The organism is Pseudomonas sp. PvP028, assembly GCF_017832255.1.
Taxonomy (GTDB): Bacteria; Pseudomonadota; Gammaproteobacteria; order Pseudomonadales; family Pseudomonadaceae; genus Aquipseudomonas; species Aquipseudomonas syringae.
This window is the reverse complement of the sequence record NZ_JAFIBL010000001.1, coordinates 4,671,224-4,690,486: the sequence shown is the minus strand read 5'-3', so window position 1 is coordinate 4,690,486 and position 19,263 is coordinate 4,671,224. Positions and strand designations below refer to the sequence as shown.

Here is a 19,263-nt window from a genome sequence, read left to right as displayed (position 1 = left end):
CGACCGGCCAGGTAGAAAAAACGGTGTCATTTAACCACTATTATCAAGAAGAACTGACGGCTCTTCGAGAGTCTGGACGTCGGTTTTCCGAACGTAATCCGGCGTTGGCTCCTTTTTTAGGGCTGGCGGGCCAGGACCCGGACGTAGAACGTTTACTTGAGGGAGTTGCTTTCCTGACGGGCCGTTTGCGTCAAAAACTGGATGAAGACTTACCTGAGCTGACCCACTCCCTCATGCAGTTGTTATGGCCCAATTACCTTCGACCTCTGCCCTCGGTGAGCATGCTTCAGTTTGACGCTCTGGACGGCTCCGGCCCGGGTTTCGTGGTGGAGCGAGCAACACCTGTAGAAAGCGAGCCAGTGAATGATCAGGTGTGCCATTTCCGTACCTGCTTTGCCACTCAGGTATTACCGTTGAAACTGACTCACCTCTATTGTTCGTCAAGCGGGAGCGGGACAACGCTGAAGCTGTGTCTGGCGATGAATGGAGACAGCCATTTAGGCGAGGTAAAGTTCAGTCATTTGCGCTTGCACCTGGCGGGTGAGCGTCGCGTCAGCCAAGCTATTTACTTCGCGATGATGCAGAAGCTCAAGGGCATCACATTATTGCCTCTTGATGCGATGGGCGAACCGTTACTGAACTCTTCAGGCAAAGCGATCGAACTGATGATCCCTGTGGAGCAAGTGAAACCTGTAGGCTTCGCTGAAGAGGAGTCGTTGATTCCCTACCCACTAAATACCTTTCGGGGCTATCGCTACCTGCAAGAGTATTTCTTTTTCCCTGAGAAGTTTCTTTTTGTCGATGTTCTCGGTTTCGATGTCATTCACTCATTGACTGACGATCTGCTGAAGCGCGCGCGCGGGCTACAACTTGTTTTTGATGTGCAAGGAAAGGACATGCAACTCCTTCGTCCTACCCTCGAAAACATCAAGCTTTACTGCACGCCGGTCGTGAACCTGTTCAAACAGGATGCCTTGCCCATTCTTGCGGATGCCCGGCAGGACGAATATCTGCTCATTCCTGCGCATTACGCACACGGCGGTTGTGGTGTGTACTCGGTCGATAAGGTTGTTGGCTGGCAGCCTGGAGGGCTGGGCTATCAGAATTACGTACCCTTTGAATCGTTTGAACATGACGCTGCGGTCGATGTGGATAGTAACTCGCCTTACTACAGCGTGAGGCATCGTACTTCCCTGCAACACAAGGGTCTCGATACATTTTTAAGCTTCGGTCTTCGAGCGGGGCGAACTGACGAGACAATGTCTATTGAAATGACATGCACTAACGGTGACCTTCCGTGGCACATCAAGGCAGGAGGCCTATGTAAACCATGTGAGGGGACCCCTGACTTTTTGCGTTTCAGAAATATATCGCCTGCCACAAAAACATTTGCGCCACCCATGAACGGGGATTTTTTCTGGCGTGTGATCAGCAACATGTCGCTCAACTACTTGTCGCTCGAAAATATCGAAGCACTGAAAGTGATTCTCGAAACGTACGATTTGCCTCGGTATTACGATTCGCAGGCAGAGAAAGTCAGCAAGCATCTCCTGGGCGGGTTGAAGTCCATTCGGCACCAACATATCGACTACCTGCATGACGGGCTGCCTGTAAGGGGAGTCAGGACGGAGTTGACCGTCGAACCTGACGGCTTTGCAGGGGAGGGCAGCTTGTTCTTGTTCGCCTCCGTCCTCAACGAATTCTTTGCGCTCTACGCGAGCCTGAATTCCTTTCACGAACTGCATGTAAAGAGCACACAAGGTGGAGGATACGAATGGGCACCGCGCATGGGTATGCAACCGCTGCTTTAGCCAGGCTGAGTCAGGACATACGGCGATACTCTGTTTATCAGGCGATACCGCTGATTCTCAATATTTTGCGTGAAATCCATCCCGATATGGATGAGCGCCGCGTTCATGATTTTCTCGATTTGCGGGCAAATCCGGGTCTTGGATTTCCGGGCAGTGATATTGAATGCATGGAGCTTTTTTACGAGCAGGGTCAGTTGCACGTACGACTTGATCTAAATGTGATGAGCCTGGTCGGTTCCGGCTCTCCATTACCTGCTTTTTATGCTGAACAAGCCCTGGGTGAGCGGGACAAGCCTAATGTGACTCGCGATTTTCTGGATATCTTTAATCGTCGATTGCAGATGTTAATGCTCCCCGTATGGCGCAAGTATCGCTATCACGCCATGTTCACCCGTGGCGCGACAGATCCGTTTTCCGAACAGCTGTTTGCACTGATCGGCCTGCACGGGCAGCGCATTCGCGAAACTCCCGAATTGAACTGGAAACGGCTGTTGCCCTATCTGGGGCTTTTGAGCCTGCGCGCTCATTCGGCCGCCTTGATCGAGTCGGTGCTTCGTTATTACTTCAAGCACGCTCAGCTGTTTATCGAGCAGTGCGTTGAGCGAACCGTCGATGTTCGCAGCTCTCAGCTTAATTGCCTTGGAGTGACCAATCATCAGTTGGGACGCACTGTTGTGCTGGGTAATCGGGTCGCTGATCGGAGTGGCAAGTTCCGCGTCCACGTGAAAGAACTCGATTGGGAGCGGTTCCACGAATTTTTACCCATCGGCCCTGGCTACCGTCCGTTGGGCGCTCTTGTCCGATTCACATTGCGCGACCCTTTGGACTACGACGTTTGTCTTGAGCTGCGCCATGAAGACATCAGAGAACTGCGCATTGGCCAATCGAACACCTGTCACCTGGGCTGGACCACATGGCTCGGGCGCGAGCATGCCCTGGGTCTGGTCATGCTCAACAGACCGATACATTAAGGACGACTCATGATCGATGTAGATTTGCAGCAACTCGTCAATGCCCTCGATGCGCCTACACGCGGAGAACTGGAGGGAACGGCCGAACGATGCGTTTCGAGAGGCAGCAGCAAAATTCTGGTTGAAGACCTGTTGCTTGCCCTGTTGGAAAGACCTGATGGAATGCTTGCCCGTGCGCTACTGGACGCCGAGGTTGGGGCTGACGAACTTGCAGGGTTTCTTCACCCGCCAGTCGAGCAAAGTGCTACCCGGAGCCCGGCGTTTTCTGCTGAACTTGTTCAATGGCTTCAGGACGCGCTGTTGATTGCCAATCTGGATCTGGGCCAAAGCCTGATTGATCAGTCTGCGTTGATTCTTGCCTTGCTGCGTAATCCCTTGCGCTACGCCGACCGTCCATACCAGCCATTATTGGCGAAGATTAATATCGAGCGCTTTCGCGATCATGCCCTTGCCGAACAGATGCCGGAGGTAACAAAACCGTCAGTGAATCAATGTGATTCGCTGCTCGAACGCTTCACTCATAACCTGACGCAGCAGGCCAGGGAGGGGTTGCTCGATCCTGTGCTGTGCCGTGATGACTGTCTGCGTCAGATGATCGATATCCTGTCTCGTCGACGCAAGAACAACCCCATTGTGGTGGGCGAGGCGGGTGTCGGCAAGACTGCGGTTGTCGAAGGGCTGGCGCTTAAAATCGTTCACGGGGAAGTCCCCGATCTATTGGAAAACATTGAATTACTGTCTCTGGATATGGGGCTGCTCCAGGCGGGTGCCAGTATCAAGGGCGAGTTCGAGCGTCGTTTGAAGGGCGTAATTGACGAGGTCAAATCCTCATCCAGGCCGGTTATTCTTTTCATCGATGAAGCCCACACACTCATCGGCGCCGGCGCGCAGGCGGGTGGTTCGGATGCGGCCAATCTGTTGAAACCGGCGTTGGCACGCGGCGAGTTACGGACAATTGCAGCGACGACGTGGGCCGAGTACAGACAATATTTTGAAAAGGATCCGGCGCTTGCACGTCGCTTTCAACCGGTCCGGGTGCTGGAGCCTACAGTAGAGCAGGCCATCACTATTCTGCGCGGGCTTGCTCCGCTATATGAACGTACTCATGGTGTCTATCTGCGCGATGATGCTGTAGTCGCCGCCGCCCGGCTTTCGGCGCGCTATATCACCGAGCGACAGTTGCCGGACAAGGCAATCGATCTGCTTGATACAGCTTGCGCTCGAGCACGAATCGGTCTGGTCGCCGTGCCGGAGCGTCTTGAATATCTACGAAGCGAGATGGCGCGTCAGCAGAGGCAGTTCGACGCAGTGCTGCGTGATGCCAATGCCGGTCTGTCGGTTGATGACAAGGCATTGGATACGCTGGCTGCCGATCTGTCACGGCTGCAGAGCGAGGCTGTAGCGCTGGAGTGTAGGTGGGCTGATCAACGGGCAGTCGTCGAGCGTCTGCTGGAATTGCGCAAACAACTGGCTGAACGAGCAGCACAGTCGGCTGAGGCGAGTGGGTGTGAGTCCATACGCGCGCTCGAGTCCGAGTTGACCCAGGTTAGACAGACCTTGAGCGATACTCAACTGAACGACCGTCTCGTGAGCTTTGAAGTATGCCCCAGGCTGATAGCTGAAGTAGTGGGTGGCTGGACCGGGATTCCTGTATCGCGTCTGGCTCAGGAGCACAGCCCGGCAATCAACAGCTTTTCCTCAGAACTGCGTATGCGCATCCGGGGTCAGGAGCCGGCGATGCTGACCATTGAAAAGGCAGTCCGGGCATCGGCTGCGGATTTGAATGCACCCGGTGCCCCAACAGGCGTATTTCTTCTGGTCGGACCCAGCGGAGTGGGCAAGACGGAAACAGCCATTGTTCTGGCTGACCTGTTATATGGCGGCGAGCGTTTTCTCACGACGATCAACATGTCCGAATTTCAGGAGAAGCATACCGTTTCCCGATTGATCGGCGCTCCTCCGGGCTATGTTGGTTATGGCGAAGGGGGCATGTTGACCGATGCCGTTCGATGCAAACCGTATTCAGTCATTCTGCTCGATGAGGTGGAGAAGGCTCATCCGGATGTACTGAATCTGTTCTACCAGATTTTCGATAAAGGCACGGCCAATGACGGAGAGGGCCGGGAAATCGATTTCCGCAACACACTCATTCTGATGACCTCCAACCTGGGTGCCGATCTGATCCATGCAAGCTGCCACGAGGGCAGACGACCTGATGTCACAGAACTGAAAACCAGGCTGAAACCGATACTGAGTGCGCATTTCAAACCGGCATTGCTGGCTAGAATGCGGGTTGTGCCTTATTACCCGATCATGGGGTCGGCGCTGCGTGAACTGGTCGAGCTAAAACTGGTTCGTCTTGGCGAGAGACTTCAATCCCGTGGCCTGACCTTCAGCCATTCGCATGATCTGGTTTGTCATCTGCTTGAACAGTGTACGCAAGACGACAGCGGCGCCCGGCTGATCGATCAGTTACTGGAGTCCGGTCTGACCCCTTTGATAGCAGACCATTTACTTGGCGCCATGAGCCGTGGTGACAAGGTCGTCAGGGTTCACGCAACACTGGACAGTTCAGGTGGTGTTGTCTGTGAGTTCGAATAAGGTGGTCTCGTCCTTTCATTCGCTACACGACCCATTAGGCTATGCGCAAACATTGGTTTCGCGATACTCGGCGCTTTCCCGATCAGCCGACAGCCAGTCGTTGCAGCATGATTTTGTACTATCTGCTGCCGAGCTCAGTAACTGTCAGGCAAGCCAGTTGTTTCTGCTCGACGCGAGCCATAAGCGCCTCTGCCTTGCTGCGCAAGCCATCGACAGCGTCATTCAGCCTGACCAGGAAACGACTTCACTTAAAGACTATCGGGACGAGCCTTTACTGCAGTTCTGTCTGCTTCAGAACCGGGTTGTCAGCGTGCCGAAAATCAGCAGCAGTCTTTACGGAACCCGCTTTTTACCGGTACAGGCGCAAGAGTGGAAATCACTGCTGTGCGTTCCGCTGCACAATCGTGAGCGGACAACTGTCGGGGTGCTGGTCTGTGTGAGCAGGCATTCTGGAGAGTTGGAAGGCTACGCAGAATCCCTGGGCGCGCTAGGGTCGTTTGTGATTTCTCAATTATCCGTTCTGCATTCATCAGCCGGGCCAGTGGGCGCGAGGCTTCATCCGCGCAGGTGCGCCCTGCAGGCAGAGCGCTTTGGACTTATAGGGCGTAGCGCTGCCCTGGATCGAACCACCCATCTGCTGAGCAAGATTCTCGACAGTACCTGCACAGTGTTGCTGACCGGTGAGACCGGTACAGGCAAGGAGATAGTGTCTCGTGCCATTCACGAACACGGGCCTCGTCGCTCCAACGCGCTCGTGGTACAGAATTGCGCCGCCTTTCCAGAAGCGCTTCTGGAAAGCGAACTCTTCGGTTATCGCAAAGGCGCGTTTACCGGCGCCGATCGTGATCGGCTTGGCCTGTTCGACGCAGCTGATGGCGGTACGCTGGTACTCGACGAAATTGGCGATATGCCGCTGCAATTACAGGCAAAGCTTTTGCGTGTCTTGCAGGAGGGCGAGATTCGTCCACTGGGCGGCAACGACGTTCGTAAGGTGGATGTGCGAATCATCGCGGCGACTCATCGCCATCTACCGACATTGGTCGCCGAAGGGCGCTTTCGAGAAGACCTCTATTACCGCTTGGCGCAGTTCCCTATCGAGCTTCCTCCGCTACGTCATCGCGTGGAAGACATCGAAATACTGGCCCGGCATTTCTCCGGCATAGCTTGCCAGAATTCACGGCGAGAGCCTGTGCAGTGGTCGGAAGCCGCGTTGAGTGCGTTATCGGGTTATGCCTTCCCTGGAAACGTTCGAGAGCTGAAGGGATTCGTCGAGCGTGCAGTATTGTTATGTGAAGACGGGGAGTTGCGATCGGAACATTTTCCCGTTGCCGCCGACTCGCCAAGCCATCCGGTTGGTTTTTCTCTGCGTGAGCGCATCGAACAGTTCGAGCGTGGCGTTCTGCTTGAGAGTCTGCGCGATAGCGGCGGTAACCGGAGCCTTGCAGCACGCACGTTGGGGGTGTCGCGGCGCACGCTGCTTTATCGCCTGGCACATCTGAAGATCGGTGCTGCTCATGGACGGCGTACCTAGCCATTCAATAATCACGTTTAGTTAATTTCTTGTCTGGAGACGTTCCAATGAACTTTCATTGTTGGCGCACTGTGCCTATCACATTCGTTGCGCTGATTTGCCTCGGAGGGTGCAAAGGTCATTTCAAGTTCAGTGATGATCAATACCGCGCGCTGGGCAGTCCAGAACCCTCTATCCCACTGAATGCGTTGCGTCAGGATTCGGTGCATGAAAAAGAGATGCCAGCGTCGCATGCTTTTTCGATTGCGGCCCTGCGTCAGGATTTTCAGAAATGATCTCGGTGAGCTCTTGTGTTACCCGAGTCTTCCAAAAGGTACTGATAGTACTCCTGATTTTGATCTCGGGTTGCTCCGCACTATCGCCGTACTCAACGCAAACACGTCTGGATATCAGACTGAACGCGGATGATCGACTGAATCCCGATGTGAATGGCAGACCGTCTCCGGTTGTTTTCAAGCTGCTTGAACTTCGGCGTCCCGTCACGTTTGAGAGCATGGATTTTCTCTCGCTTTATAAACGTACCGGGCAGGTGCTGGGAAATGATCTGGTGGCCAGTGAAGAGTTCCAACTTCGTCCCGGCGACAGTATTGAGTTGAAGCTGAAACTCGACGACAGCAGTCGTTATGTCGCGGTGCTCGCGGCTTACCGCAACGTGTCCGAGACCCGCTGGCGTCAGGTGATTCAAATCTTCCCCAACCAACAGAACAGTGCTGTTTTCGTATTGGGGGATTCCGGCCTTCAACTGGCAGACAGACCAACACGCACAGGAAAGTCGCTATGAATTCGCACAAGGTTGTCTGGCAGGAAGGCATGCTGCTTCGCCCGCAGCACTTTCAGCATCATGATCGTTACTATGACGATCAGTTGCGGATTCGGACTCGATTGGCAGGCGCCTACAACTGGGGCTTTACAGCCCTGGAAACTGATCCGCAATTTCTGGGTTCAGGGCAGATCGTGATTGCCCAGGCCTCGGGCATCCTGCCGGATGGCAGTGTCTTCGATATACGCGGCCATGAAAGTCCTTTGGCGCTGGATATTCCTCCCAATACTTCAAACGTGTCGGTGTACCTGGCACTGCCGATCATGGCAGGTAATTGCATTGAGTCGCGCAGTCACGAACAGCCGGATGTGGTCGCACGGTTTACAAGCTACTCAACGAGCATCCGCGATTCAAACGCGGGTGAAGACCGTTCCACGCCAGTTTTGTGCGCCCGACCAGAGTTCCGATTGTTTATGGGGGAGCCCCAGGGAGAGCACACCTACAGCATGCTTAAGGTCTGCCACATTCTGATCTGCAGTCCTGACAAGTCGCTTTCGCTGGACCTCGAGTTTTCACCTGCCTTTATCAACGCCAGCGGTTCCCGATATGTGATGTCGTGCCTGAGGGAAGTGGCAGGTCTGCTGAATCACCGTGGGGACGTGATTGCCGAACGTATCGGTGTTCGTGGTCAGGCCAGTGGCGCAGAGGCAAGTGATTTGATGATGTTGCAGCTTGTCAATCGCAATGCATTGGTTTTTCAACACTATCTCAATATTCGAAGCCTCCACCCTGAAGAGCTATACCGCGCACTGCTGTCGCTGTTGGGCGAGTTATCGACATTTGGCGGTGAAAGCAGACGTCCTCGATTGGAGGTTACTTATCAGCACAATGACCAGGGCGGCACATTCAGAGGCGTAATGTTCGAGATTCGGCAGATGCTGTCGATGGTTCTCGAACAGCAGGCTCAGGAACTGGAGTTGCAGCCTCGACAATACGGAGTTCTGGTTTCGCCTCGGGTGGATCGTGAGCTATTGGGGGATGCCTCATTCATTATTGCTGCCCGTGCAGATTGCGATGCTGAAGAACTGCGTTTGCGACTGCCTTCGCATCTTAAAGTCGGTTCGGTAGAACGTATTCGCGAGTTGGTGAGCCTGCATTTGCCAGGCTTACGCATCAGGCCTCTGCCTGTGGCGCCTCGGCAAATACCGTTTCATGCTGCCAAGAGCTATTTCATTCTCGATGTCGATGACCGGGAGCAGACCGGGATCGATCAGTCGGGAGGGTTCGCTTTCCATGTATCAGGGGAGTTTCCCGGTCTTGAACTGCAGTTCTGGGCGATCAGAAATTGAACAGGGTGGCGGATGTGCAAAGCGGTCTCGAAGATCATGCTGCGTTCGACCGGGACAATACCGCGTCGGGAAGCGGCTACTTCACCGACACCCACCACACGAATCTTTTCGAAGGTCTGCAGGAGCAGTTGCTCTGCAGCACTCGGCGAGTATCGGAAAGAAAGGCCGGTAGCCACGTCAATCCACTGGTTGCTGCAGCCAGCGAACTGCTGGCTCAGGTGGCAAAGCTGGGCGCAGCAGATGACGTTGGGGATATCCATCTTCTGAACGTACAGCTTTCCGACCAGGTGAAACTGTTCGAAGCCAGGGCAAGGCGAAACGCGATAGCAAACGATCAACTGCTGGCCGCGCGCTATGTGCTGTGTACGGTAGTGGATGAAGCTGTGCTGAACACCGTTTGGGGTAGCCAGAGTGACTGGTCGAAGATCAGTCTGCTAAGCCGCTTTCACAAGGAGACCTTCGGCGGCGAAAAATTCTTTCAACTGCTTGAAAAGCTCTCCGCAAACGCTTTCAGGCATCTCTCGATGCTCGAGTTGATGTACCTGTGCCTGGCACTCGGTTTTGAGGGGAAGTACCGCTCCCATCGTCGCAATGGCAACGAGCTGGAAGATATCCGGCATAACCTCTATCTGCAGATAAAACACGTAAAAGGCGACGTTTCGCGAACGCTTTCACCTCACTGGCAGGGCGCACGCTCCGGCGCAGCCGACCGGCTGCGCATTATGCCTGCGTGGCTGATTGTGTTGTTCACCGCTATAAGCCTGACCGCGCTGTATTGCGGATTTGCCTGGGTACTCGGCGAGCAGCGTGAGGCCGTACTCAGGCCTTATCAGTCAGCGGATGCGGTAGTCATCGAGCGGCGGTCTTGAAATGAGAAATGCAGTGAAAATCTTGTTAAAAAAACTCATGACGCTATTGGGCAGCAGCTGGTTCTGGTCGCTGCTATTGGTACTGACGCTGGCTGCCTGTATCTGGATATTCGGGCCCTTGCTGGCGATGGCCGATAACCGGTTCTGGGAGAGTCCCGTTGTGCGCCTGGCGACTATCAGTATGTTGTTGCTGATTTGGGGCCTCGGGGTTGTATTTCTCAACTGGCGCAGCGGCTTGCAGAAAAGGCAGAAGGAGGAAAGCCCGGCAGGCCAGGAACATCTGCGTAGAACTGTCGCGGTAGAAAAAGAGCGCCTGGAACTTGTGTGGCGGTTCAGGGATGCCTTGCGCGTGCTCAAGGATTCGGACCTGTACGGCGTATTGGGTACTCGGGGCCGGAATGAGCTGCCATGGTATGCAGTGATCGGCCCCAAAGGTAGCGGCAAGACCAGTCTGCTGGATTTTTCCGGGCTCGATTTTCCCTTGGACAGGCGCGGGCGCAGGTTGACGCACGATATGCGCAGCACCAGTAGTTGTGGCTGGTATTTCACTGAGCAGGCAGTTCTGCTGGACACATCCGGGCGCTATCTTGAGCAGCCCGTGCCCGAGGTCGACGGCAGTGCATGGACCACGTTATTGGAGTTGTTGCGAGGCCGCCACCGCGCGCATCCACTCAGCGGGGTGCTGGTAACACTGCCAGTCGACACTTTGTTTGACGAGCACGACAAGCGTCTGGAGAAAATCGCCGAAGACGTGCGGGCTCGCCTGGACGACATATTTCATCAGTTGCATGTCGATGTGCCGGTTTACCTGGTACTGACCAAAGCCGACTCGGTTGCAGGCTTCGACGCCTTTTTCGATCAACTCTCCCGGGAAGAAAGTGAACAGGTCCTGGGCACTACGTTCCGGCAGGGCGAGCAAGGCAGTGACGTCGATGTTCTTGGCACGGCGTTCGATGCCTTGCTGCAACGCCTTGGCAGTCAGGTTATCACTCGCATTCATCAGGAGCGGGACAGCCGACGCCGTGGCGAAATGCTTGAGTTCCCCAACCAGCTTGGAGGCATCGCGTATCGACTGAGCGTCTTTGTCGAGCTGGCATTTTCCGGAAATCGCTATCAGCGTGCCAGTCAGTTTCGTGGATTTTACCTGACCCGAGCGCCGCAATTTCTTCAGAATGATCAGCCCTCTGACAGGGAAAGCGACACTGGATCACCGAACCGCTATCTCGGGAAAGCTCGGTTTATTCATGATCTGCTACGGCATGTGATTTTCCCTGAGGCCGATCTCGCGATTTTCGATAAAACAGCACGCCGAAAGATTCAGTGGCGTCAGCGGGGTATGTGTTGCGCGGCGTTGTTGTTCTTGTCTGTGTTCGGTGTGCTGTGGGCGACCGGTTTCAGTGCCAATCATGATCGGCTGGAAAGGCTGCGTATTCTGGGCGAGCAATGGGCGCACCAAAGATCATCACTGGGCGCCGAGGACGATCTGCTGACGGTCCTTGATAGCTTGAACACGCTTTATCTGGCGGCTCGCGTATTTCCGGAAGGCGATGAGGTCGGGCTGTATGAACGCAGTGGCCTCTATCAGGGCAAGCCTGCCAACGATGTTCTGAGGCGCACCTATCATGCGGAGCTGCAGAGGCAGTTGCTGCCGCGCGTGGCCCACATGATCGAGGCGCGCATAATGGCTAGTCTGGGGGATCGCGAGCAGTTGCTGGATAGCCTGCGTGCCTACCTGATGCTGGTCAAGGACGAGCACCGGGAACCCTCTGCGCTGAAAGCGTGGGTAGCGACCGACTGGTCAGTTCGTTATGTCGGTCATGCGCAGGCTCAGAACCAGCTGACTCAGCATTTCGAACGTCTGCTTGCTCAGTCCTTTGCCTACCCTGTAAACGACGCGCTAGTGGCACAGGCTCGACAGGTTCTGCGCAACGAGTCCTTTGCCAGCGTCGTTTATCGAGTATTGCGCGAAAGGGCAAGTACACTCCCGGACTACAGTCTGGCCCACCACGTCGGCCCTCAGGCAGGTTTACTGGCGGGTACTGACTACCGAATTCCCGGGCTCTACACCCGCCATGGTTATGAGCAGTATTTCGTCACTCGTGGCACGGGTTTAGTGACCGAACTCATGCATGACAACTGGGTTCTGGGTGAAGGCGCGCAGTTCGATGCACAACAGCTGCGGGTGCTGATGGTCGAGCTGGAAAAGCTCTATTTCCGGGATTATGCCGATTATTGGGCCGAAGCGATCGGACGGGTTTCGCTGCAACCCTTCGAGGGGCCTGGTGCGGCTGCTGTGCAGATGGCCGGGCTGACGGCAGCCCATTCACCGTTGTTGCAATTACTGATCGAAGTACGTGACAACACTCTTTTTCCGGTCCTTGCAGACAGTCTCGACGCAATGAAGGCTGAAGCTGATAAGGCTGTATCGCGACCATCGCCAGTTACTCAGGTGGCCGCGATTGGCGATAAAGTTGAGCAGACGGTGACCGTCAGTCTGCCCGGGACGGCAAAGAAATCGTTGCAGCGCCGTTTTGATCCCTTACACCGTTTACTGGACGGGGATAATGGTCCGACTCCCGAACTGATTGCCGCATTGAACGCGATCAATGAGTTGCAGATGCAAATGGCTGCTTTGGGGCGCTCAGGTCAGCCCGATCTTGCTGCCTACGAAATGGCAAAGGGACGGATGTCTGGACAGCGGGATGCACTGAGCAACCTGCGCAACGCGGCGACCGGTCTGGCGCAGCCTCTGGGCGGGTTGTTCAATACGCTTGCGGAGGACACCTGGAGCTTCGTGCTGTATCAGTCTCATCGGTACCTCAACCAGCGCTACAAGGCCGAGCTTTACAGTTTCTACGAGCAGTCTCTCGACAAGCGCTATCCGTTTCATGCACACAGCCGCAGTGATGTGGCGCTTAATGATTTTCGCGAGTTCTTCGGCTCGCAGGGGATAGCCGAGCGCTTCTTTGATAATTACCTGAAACCTTTCGTCAATGGTGATCCGGGGCGATACAAACTGCGCAGCATTGACGGCTACAGCCTGCCCATGAGCCGTGCGTATCTGGATCAGATGGCGGGTGTGCATCGAATCCGCAAAAGTTTCTTTGCCCATCGTACGCCAGAACCGCAGGTGCAGTTTTTCCTTGAACCCTATACGCTCGACCCAAATGTTCTCCGCGCAGAGTTCCGGCTAGGCGAGCAGTCACTGGAGTATCGGCATGGCCCCATCGTTCCGACCTTGTTCAAATGGCCTGCTGATGCTGAAGAGGGGCGTACGAGTCTGGTGATGGAAGGGATGGTTGGCAGGCCACTGGGGATTGAAAAAAACACCGGTCCCTGGTCGCTGTTTCGCCTTCTGGAGCTGATGCAGACCGAGCCTTTGAAAGGGCGCGATGTTCTGCTGCTCAAGGCCGACGTGGGCGGTATGCGCGCCAACTATCTTTTGTCGAGCCAGCGGGCACCCAATCCGTTTGATATGAGTGCGTTGCGCGATTTTCGTATGCCTGCGCAGCTTTAATGCCAGTTAATGAACTGTAATGCTGATTAATAGAAAGGGCCTTGCATGACTTTGCAGCTATGCAAGGTCCATCGGCATGGCCGCATACCCATGATCAGCAAAGGTTCTACGCCAAGCGCAGTTGGCGGGTGCTGGAGCGTATTGAGGCGTGGGGCAAGGAGCATTATCTGATGTCGCAGGATCTTTAGAGGTCCTGTGTTGCATTGGCACTTGGAGCGTTTATCGGTACAGGGATGAGTCTTGCGTTCAGGGGGGCGCGGAGCGTCACTAACGGCATTCTCATGCGGAGCGTGGGGACGATAATCGCCGTGATCGAAACCCTGTTTTTTGCGTGAAGAAATACTCAGCGTTAGCCCTGTTTTCAGTCGACCAACTGCACCAGACTCGGCTCAATCGCATCCGCGCTCACCTCAAGCAGCGCCAGCGTCACCGGCAGTTTGAAACGCCGCCGCCCGGCGCTGCCAGGGTTCAGATACAGCGTGTCGCCGCGCCAGTCGATGAGGGGTTTGTGTGAATGGCCGGTCACGACCAGTTTCACGCTGTCATTCAATAGCGCTGGAACGTCGGCGATGTCGTGGACCAGCAGGATTTGCCAGCCCTCGATCTCGAAGCGCAAGTGATCGGCAATGGGGGTTGCCCAGTCTGCATCCATGTCGTTGTTGCCGCGCACGATGTGCAGGGGGGCGATGGCGGTCAGTTGCTCGACGATGTCCTGGCTGCCGATGTCACCGGCATGGATGATCTGTGCGCAGCCCTGTAGCGCAGCGATGGCTTCAGGACGGAGCAGTCCGTGGGTGTCGGAAATCACACCAACTTTCATACGGGGGCCTCGGGTCTGCGGCGGGGGAGTGGTGCAGTGTAACCCGTTGAGTTTGAATGGTTGACAGGCGAACGCAGTCTGCGACGCATGAGACGTTCTCGCGCGTCGCAGCCTCAAGCCCTTGTCAGGCCTGATCGACTTTGATCACTACCTTGCCAAATGCACCTCTGGCCAAGTGCTGATAAGCCTCGCGAGCCTGTTCGAAAGGGTAAACGTGATCGATCACCGGACGAATTTTGTGCTCGTTGAGAAACGCGTTCATCCGCTCAAACGACGAGCGAGGTGCTACGGCAATGCCGCGAAAGGTGGTCTGGCGGAAGATCATCGGCATCAGGTTCAGTGCCGAGGTCTGGCCGGTCAGGAAACCAATCTGCGCGATGCGCCCGCCTGCCTTGGTTGCAGCAATCGACTGGTTGATGCCGTCGCCGCCTGCCACGTCCAGCAAAAGGTCGACCCCGTTGCCATCGGTGAGTTTGAGGACTTCGTCTGCCCACTCGGAATGGGTTCGATAATTCACTCCAGCGACTGTCCCCAGCGCCTTCATTGCGTGCAGATTCTCATCCTTGCTGGAGGTCGCAATGACGTTGGCACCCAATGCCGTCGCGATCTGAGCGGCAAAGATCGACACGCCGCCTGAGCCTTGCACAAGGACGGTCTGTCCAGCTTCTACCTGACCGAAATCAACCAGCGCATACCACGCCGTCAATGCGGCAATCGGCAATGTAGCGGCTTCTTCATCCGACATGGCATCGGGTGCACGGACTGCACTTTGTTCATGAATGATCATGTAGGCGGCCAAGCCGCCCGGCAAAGGCGAGCCGAAGCAGTAGTCCGGTTCGTCCGGGCCTGGAGGGCCATCGATCCAGCGTGAGTAGAGGTGCGAGTTCACTCGATCGCCTACCGCAAAGCGACTGACGCCTTCGCCTACCGCCACAACAGTACCCGCTGCATCGCTGACCGGAATGAGTGGCTTGGGAACGCGATGCGGTTCATAGATGCCGTCGACAATCGCTTTGTCACGGAAGTTGAGCGATACAGCACCGACTTTGATCAGCAGTTCACCCGCTTTGGGAACTGGCGTTTCAGCTTCTCCAAGAACCAGATTTTCGAGCCCGAAGTCTTTTAACAGCCACGCTTGCATTTAATGTCTCCAGCAATCATGTGGGGGCGCACAGGGGCATCTGCCTTGTAGCCGCTGAGGTCATTGTTGGTAAAACGCTGTTGCAGATAAATGGGCGGAAATCGACAGGATTGTTATCCTGAGAGGCAACAATGGCTCGGTTTGTGTTTCTGGGGGGATTCGTCGGTGGACCTTTTACAGTCGATGCAGGTGTTCGTGAAACTTGCCGAACTGGGCAGTTTTACCAAAGTGGCGGATGCCACGCAGATAGGGCGTCCACATGTGACCCGGATCATTCAGGACCTTGAAGCATCATTGGATGTTCGACTGTTTCAACGTACGACCCGCAGCGTCAAACTCACTGCGGAAGGTCAGCGTTTTTACGAGCGAGTTAAGAACAATCTGGCTGATCTTGCCGAAACCACTGCCATGTTCGACCGAAACGGCTCGACGCTGCGGGGGCGGCTTCGGATCGATATTCCTGCGGCTTTCAGCCAGCGTAGTTTCATGGAAAGCCTGAAAGGATTTACTCGGGCATTCCCCGACATAGAGCTGGCGCTGGGGGTAACGGACCGCACGGTGGATCTGGTCGCAGAGGGTATCGACTGCGCACTGCGCATCGGAGAGCTGCCCGATTCAAGTCTGGTGGTCAGGGAAATAGGCAGGGCTACGATGGTGACCTGCGCCGCGCCTTCTTACCTGCAAGCTTTCGGCACACCCGAGACGCTGGACGAGCTGGCAGGCCATTGTGGTGTCAGTTTTCTGTCTGGCCAGAGCAACCGGCCTTTACCTTGGCATTTCTCGTTGAATGGTGACGATTTTGCTTTGCCACCGCGTGGCGGCATCACTGTCAACGAGTCCAATGCTTATGTGCAGTGCGGGCTTGCGGGGTTCGGTATTCTTCAGGCCCCGGGCATTGCGGTGGAGTCATTTCTGGCGAGCGGAGAGCTGGTCGAGGTACTTGAGAAATTTCGCCCGTTGCCGCGTCCGGTGTCTGTGCTGTACCCGAGCCGCACGCATCTGGCCCCACAGGTACAAGCATTCATCGCCTGGCTGAGAGAGCATTTTCCAAAGCTCCATCCTCGTTGGTTTGATGTGCGCTGAAACACGAGCAGCAGGGTAGAGAAGCGCCTCTTTGCAAGACGCTTCCGGGCAAGCGAGGTCAACCGCACCCAAGCGCCAATACCAGCCGCTCCAGTCCGATGCCAAACCCGGCACCTTCTCGATAGGCGCCGCCGCCGACCACTTGCTGCTGTGCACCCAGGCGTGAACATCGCACCTCGAAGCCGTTGCCTTCCAGGTAGTAGCTCAGGCCCCGTTTCACGGCGGTATTGAGTTCATAGTCCAGGCCCAGCGAATCCAGAAAGCCCGTGCAGATGGCCTGGCTGCGCAGCAACGCTTGTTGCGGCGACGGGCCAAGGATTTCCAGTCCCAGCTGGGTGAATTCGCGGTAGCGTCCGGCTTGCGGGCGCTCGTAGCGATAACAGCGTGCTACATAGAAAAACAGCGCTTCACGTCGTCCCTCAAGCAGCGCTTCGCTGCGCTCCTGAAACAGCGCCGTGGCTTCGGGTATCAGGCAACAGGGGCGTCCGGCCTTGTCCTCGAAGGCCCACATTTGGCCGATGATTTCGCTGCCGCCGGCTTTTTCGATAAAGGTGTCTTGGCCCCATAAGGCCGGCACTATCGCTTCCTCAGCTCCGGCTTCGATGAAGATAGCTCCGGAAACGGTTTTCTGTGTCACGCAGGGTTGCGGCTTCTGTTCCGGTCACGATGCGGGTTCCGCGTAGCATGGTCATGGGTGATGATCTCCAGTTTTTTCAGGCAATAAAAAAGGCGCCATGGGCGCCTTGGTCGGTTTCACTGATGGGTCAGAACGTGGATCTATATCTGGCCAATCGATGAGCACAAGCAACCGCAGCACCTTGAAGCGGGCTGTGGTGGTGATGTCGGTTGCTTTGGGGAAATTGATTCATGGCTGATCCTTGCATGCTTTAACGCATCGCTCAAGTAGCGGTGTTGACGGACACGGTTTATCTGAGCCGCGCCATGCTCAAGGCATCGACGAACAGGCCATCGCGCACCGCGTAGTTGCGCAGCCGGCCCTCTGTTTCGAAACCGAATTTTCGATACAGACCCTGGGCTGCTTCGTTGTCGACATACACGGTCAACTCCACCCGGTGCAGGTTCATCCAGTTGTCTGCGATGTCCAGTGCGGTTGCCAGCAACTTCGAGCCGACGCCTTTGCCCTGCCAGGCCGACGCCACGCCCATGCCGATAGCGCCGACATGGCTTTGTCGACTACGCGAATACTGCTCCAGGCCAATGCTGCCTACCACCTCGTTGCCATGGAGCGCCACCAGTTTCACGTGTCGCTCGGTACTGGCAGCCAGGCGTTTGCGCCAGACTTCGATGGACTGATAGGGCATCTGCAACACCTGACGGCACACCGCAGGCTCGTTATAGAGTGCAGTGACACCTTCGAGGTGAATGTCGGCCATGCGCTGGATGAGGATTTGCGAGGCAGGGGCGTGCATGTTGATTCTTTCCTTGAATTGCATATCAGGCGTTCGTTCGAGGCACTTTGGCAGCGGATTATCCTGGCCGCAAGCAGGTAATATCGAGATTGGCGCCACAGTGACTCAAGAAGTAATGTATTTAAAACAGCCGAATTGAATGAGGGCCGCGACACCGCCATTCTGTTCGCACTCATCAAACAAGGAATGACCCTGCCAATGACGGAGCAAAAAATTTACGGTGTTGAAGGCGAGAGCGAGGACTTTCGTGCCGCGGTTGCCAGTGCGCAGCGCACGTTCAGATTCTTCTGGCGCGAGATGTCCTGGGAGCGTCGCCGAATTGTAAAAGCGCTGGACCTGGCTGCCGTAAAGGTGTCCTTCACGACTGACTCAGCCGATCCCGACAGCCCATCGGTTGAGAACATGTGGGTCACGGATGTCGATTTCGACGGCCTGACCCTCTCGGGCGTTCTCATGAATGAGCCTGTGTGGGTGAGTTCGATAAATGCCGGGGACCCTGTGTCGGTTTCCCTGGACCGCTTGAATGACTGGGTCTATGTGTTTGGCGGTCGCGCATTCGGCGGTTTCACTATCGATGCCCTGCGGTCCGGCATGTCTGCGGCCGAGCGCGTCGAGCATGACCAGGCGTGGGGGTTGGACTTTGGTGAGGCGGGGACCGTTATGCTTGTTCCGCCAGCAGATGGCAAGTCACCGGTCTGCTTCTCTCGCGCACTGGACAGTGCGTCGGATAAACGTGCCTTGAACAAGCTGGAGCGGCTTGAGCATCCGATGGGACTCAACGCACAGGGTGCCGTGGAAGAGGGCCTTCGGGATGATCCGGGTCTGGCCACTGACTACGACGACTCGGGCTGGCAAATGATCCATCGCGAAACCCTCGCCGGTAATTGCAATTTCGTCGCCACGCTTCTGTACATGGGGGCAGATTCTGCGGCGACCAACAGCAACGGCCATGACGTACTGACGCTTGCGCGTATCGCAGGATGGCCGAGAACCATCGAGCTGTTGGAGGGAGATCGTTCGAACCTTGAAAAGCACGTACAGCGTCGCGGTTTTCCAGCCTGGCCCATCGGGCTGACGATGGCGGTCATCGGGGTGGTCGGCCTTTATTTTGCTGCCTTGAGTCAGTCGACAGGTTCTCTGATTGTCAGAAACGACAGCCTCTTAAGCACTGGGCTTTTCATTGCTCTTGTCTGGTTCCTGGGGCAGGGTCTGATTCTCTGTACGGGCCCCTGGTATTTTCGACTCCGTGAGCGCACACCGATATGGGGCAAGGCCAGAGCGCTGGATTTGCTGGCAATGCTTATCGGAGTATTGCTCGCTTTCTTCCTGCACGATCACTTGGGTAATTACCTGCATTCCCTTTAAAACGTCCCGCGGCAA

General features: G+C 55.7%; 15 protein-coding genes. 11 read left to right on the top strand and 4 right to left on the bottom strand.

Annotated features, from left to right (window positions below; all coding sequences use genetic code 11):
- Positions 1 to 23 precede the first annotated feature (23 nt).
- The 9 genes from tssF to JOE34_RS20020 all read left to right on the top strand — a co-directional run bounded on the left by tssF (position 24) and on the right by JOE34_RS20020 (position 13,597).
- The gene (tssF, locus tag JOE34_RS20060) at positions 24 to 1,811 is read left to right on the top strand and encodes a type VI secretion system baseplate subunit TssF (protein WP_010410956.1); all 1,788 of its coding nucleotides are present in this window, start codon (positions 24 to 26) and stop codon (positions 1,809 to 1,811) included.
- Positions 1,775 to 2,782: a type VI secretion system baseplate subunit TssG gene (gene tssG, locus JOE34_RS20055; protein ID WP_010410959.1), complete on the top strand. Its 1,008-nt coding sequence runs from the start codon at positions 1,775 to 1,777 to the stop codon at positions 2,780 to 2,782. The genes tssF and tssG overlap by 37 nt, the downstream gene beginning before the upstream one ends.
- 9 nt (positions 2,783 to 2,791) lie before the next feature.
- The gene (tssH, locus tag JOE34_RS20050) at positions 2,792 to 5,383 is read left to right on the top strand and encodes a type VI secretion system ATPase TssH (RefSeq protein WP_017278258.1); all 2,592 of its coding nucleotides are present in this window, start codon (positions 2,792 to 2,794) and stop codon (positions 5,381 to 5,383) included.
- Position 5,384: 1 nt separating this feature from the next.
- Positions 5,385 to 6,914 (top strand): sigma-54-dependent Fis family transcriptional regulator, encoded by a 1,530-nt coding sequence (locus JOE34_RS20045; protein ID WP_046266635.1) that lies wholly within the window; start codon positions 5,385 to 5,387, stop codon positions 6,912 to 6,914.
- A gap of 271 nt (positions 6,915 to 7,185) precedes the next feature.
- Positions 7,186 to 7,695 (top strand): type VI secretion system lipoprotein TssJ, encoded by a 510-nt coding sequence (gene tssJ, locus JOE34_RS20040; protein WP_010410989.1) that lies wholly within the window; start codon positions 7,186 to 7,188, stop codon positions 7,693 to 7,695.
- The gene (tssK, locus tag JOE34_RS20035) at positions 7,692 to 9,023 is read left to right on the top strand and encodes a type VI secretion system baseplate subunit TssK (protein WP_003318358.1); all 1,332 of its coding nucleotides are present in this window, start codon (positions 7,692 to 7,694) and stop codon (positions 9,021 to 9,023) included. Before tssJ ends, tssK begins: the two co-directional genes overlap by 4 nt.
- On the top strand, positions 9,005 to 9,892 hold the full coding sequence (gene icmH / locus JOE34_RS20030) for a type IVB secretion system protein IcmH/DotU (protein WP_024661667.1): 888 nt from the start codon (positions 9,005 to 9,007) through the stop codon (positions 9,890 to 9,892). Before tssK ends, icmH begins: the two co-directional genes overlap by 19 nt.
- A 13-nt stretch (positions 9,893 to 9,905) precedes the next feature.
- Positions 9,906 to 13,409: a type VI secretion system membrane subunit TssM gene (tssM, locus tag JOE34_RS20025; protein ID WP_046266636.1), complete on the top strand. Its 3,504-nt coding sequence runs from the start codon at positions 9,906 to 9,908 to the stop codon at positions 13,407 to 13,409.
- A gap of 59 nt (positions 13,410 to 13,468) precedes the next feature.
- Positions 13,469 to 13,597 (top strand): acetyltransferase, encoded by a 129-nt coding sequence (locus JOE34_RS20020; protein WP_209996498.1) that lies wholly within the window; start codon positions 13,469 to 13,471, stop codon positions 13,595 to 13,597.
- Between the two features lie 173 nt (positions 13,598 to 13,770).
- Here JOE34_RS20020 and JOE34_RS20015 read toward each other — a convergent pair whose 3' ends face one another.
- Together JOE34_RS20015 and JOE34_RS20010 are read right to left on the bottom strand one after the other, a co-directional pair.
- A complete protein-coding gene (locus tag JOE34_RS20015; RefSeq protein ID WP_032661464.1) occupies positions 13,771 to 14,229 on the bottom strand; it encodes a metallophosphoesterase family protein in 459 nt (152 codons plus the stop codon).
- Positions 14,230 to 14,353: 124 nt separating this feature from the next.
- Positions 14,354 to 15,370, bottom strand: a complete 1,017-nt coding sequence (locus JOE34_RS20010; RefSeq protein WP_209996496.1) for an NAD(P)-dependent alcohol dehydrogenase — start codon at positions 15,368 to 15,370, stop codon at positions 14,354 to 14,356.
- Between the two features lie 183 nt (positions 15,371 to 15,553).
- Here JOE34_RS20010 and JOE34_RS20005 point away from each other — a divergent pair, with 183 nt between their 5' ends.
- Entirely contained in the window at positions 15,554 to 16,453 is a 900-nt protein-coding gene (locus JOE34_RS20005; RefSeq protein ID WP_029573522.1) for a LysR family transcriptional regulator, read from the top strand.
- Between the two features lie 58 nt (positions 16,454 to 16,511).
- Here JOE34_RS20005 and JOE34_RS20000 read toward each other — a convergent pair whose 3' ends face one another.
- Both JOE34_RS20000 and JOE34_RS19995 read right to left on the bottom strand, forming a co-directional pair.
- On the bottom strand, positions 16,512 to 17,090 hold the full coding sequence (locus JOE34_RS20000) for an ATP phosphoribosyltransferase regulatory subunit (RefSeq protein ID WP_010411023.1): 579 nt from the start codon (positions 17,088 to 17,090) through the stop codon (positions 16,512 to 16,514).
- Positions 17,091 to 17,379: 289 nt separating this feature from the next.
- Positions 17,380 to 17,883, bottom strand: coding sequence for a GNAT family N-acetyltransferase (locus JOE34_RS19995; protein ID WP_046266656.1), 504 nt, complete (start codon positions 17,881 to 17,883; stop codon positions 17,380 to 17,382).
- 135 nt (positions 17,884 to 18,018) lie between these two features.
- Between JOE34_RS19995 and JOE34_RS19990 the strand changes: the two genes are divergently transcribed.
- Complete coding sequence (locus JOE34_RS19990; protein ID WP_010411025.1) at positions 18,019 to 19,248, top strand: DUF2314 domain-containing protein; 1,230 nt, start codon at positions 18,019 to 18,021, stop codon at positions 19,246 to 19,248.
- The last annotated feature ends 15 nt before the right edge of the window (positions 19,249 to 19,263 follow it).

Excerpts from the sequence above, each read along its gene's own strand:
- tssG (WP_010410959.1), top strand. The coding sequence starts at position 1,775 with ATGGGCACCGCGCATGGGTATGCAACCGCTGCTTTAGCCAGGCTGAGT.
- tssH (WP_017278258.1), top strand. The coding sequence starts at position 2,792 with ATGATCGATGTAGATTTGCAGCAACTCGTCAATGCCCTCGATGCGCCT.
- tssJ (WP_010410989.1), top strand. The coding sequence starts at position 7,186 with ATGATCTCGGTGAGCTCTTGTGTTACCCGAGTCTTCCAAAAGGTACTG.
- tssK (WP_003318358.1), top strand. The coding sequence starts at position 7,692 with ATGAATTCGCACAAGGTTGTCTGGCAGGAAGGCATGCTGCTTCGCCCG.
- JOE34_RS20020 (WP_209996498.1), top strand. The coding sequence starts at position 13,469 with ATGCAAGGTCCATCGGCATGGCCGCATACCCATGATCAGCAAAGGTTC.
- JOE34_RS20015 (WP_032661464.1), bottom strand. The coding sequence starts at position 14,229 with ATGAAAGTTGGTGTGATTTCCGACACCCACGGACTGCTCCGTCCTGAA.
- JOE34_RS20010 (WP_209996496.1), bottom strand. The coding sequence starts at position 15,370 with ATGCAAGCGTGGCTGTTAAAAGACTTCGGGCTCGAAAATCTGGTTCTT.
- JOE34_RS20005 (WP_029573522.1), top strand. The coding sequence starts at position 15,554 with ATGCAGGTGTTCGTGAAACTTGCCGAACTGGGCAGTTTTACCAAAGTG.
- JOE34_RS19995 (WP_046266656.1), bottom strand. The coding sequence starts at position 17,883 with ATGCACGCCCCTGCCTCGCAAATCCTCATCCAGCGCATGGCCGACATT.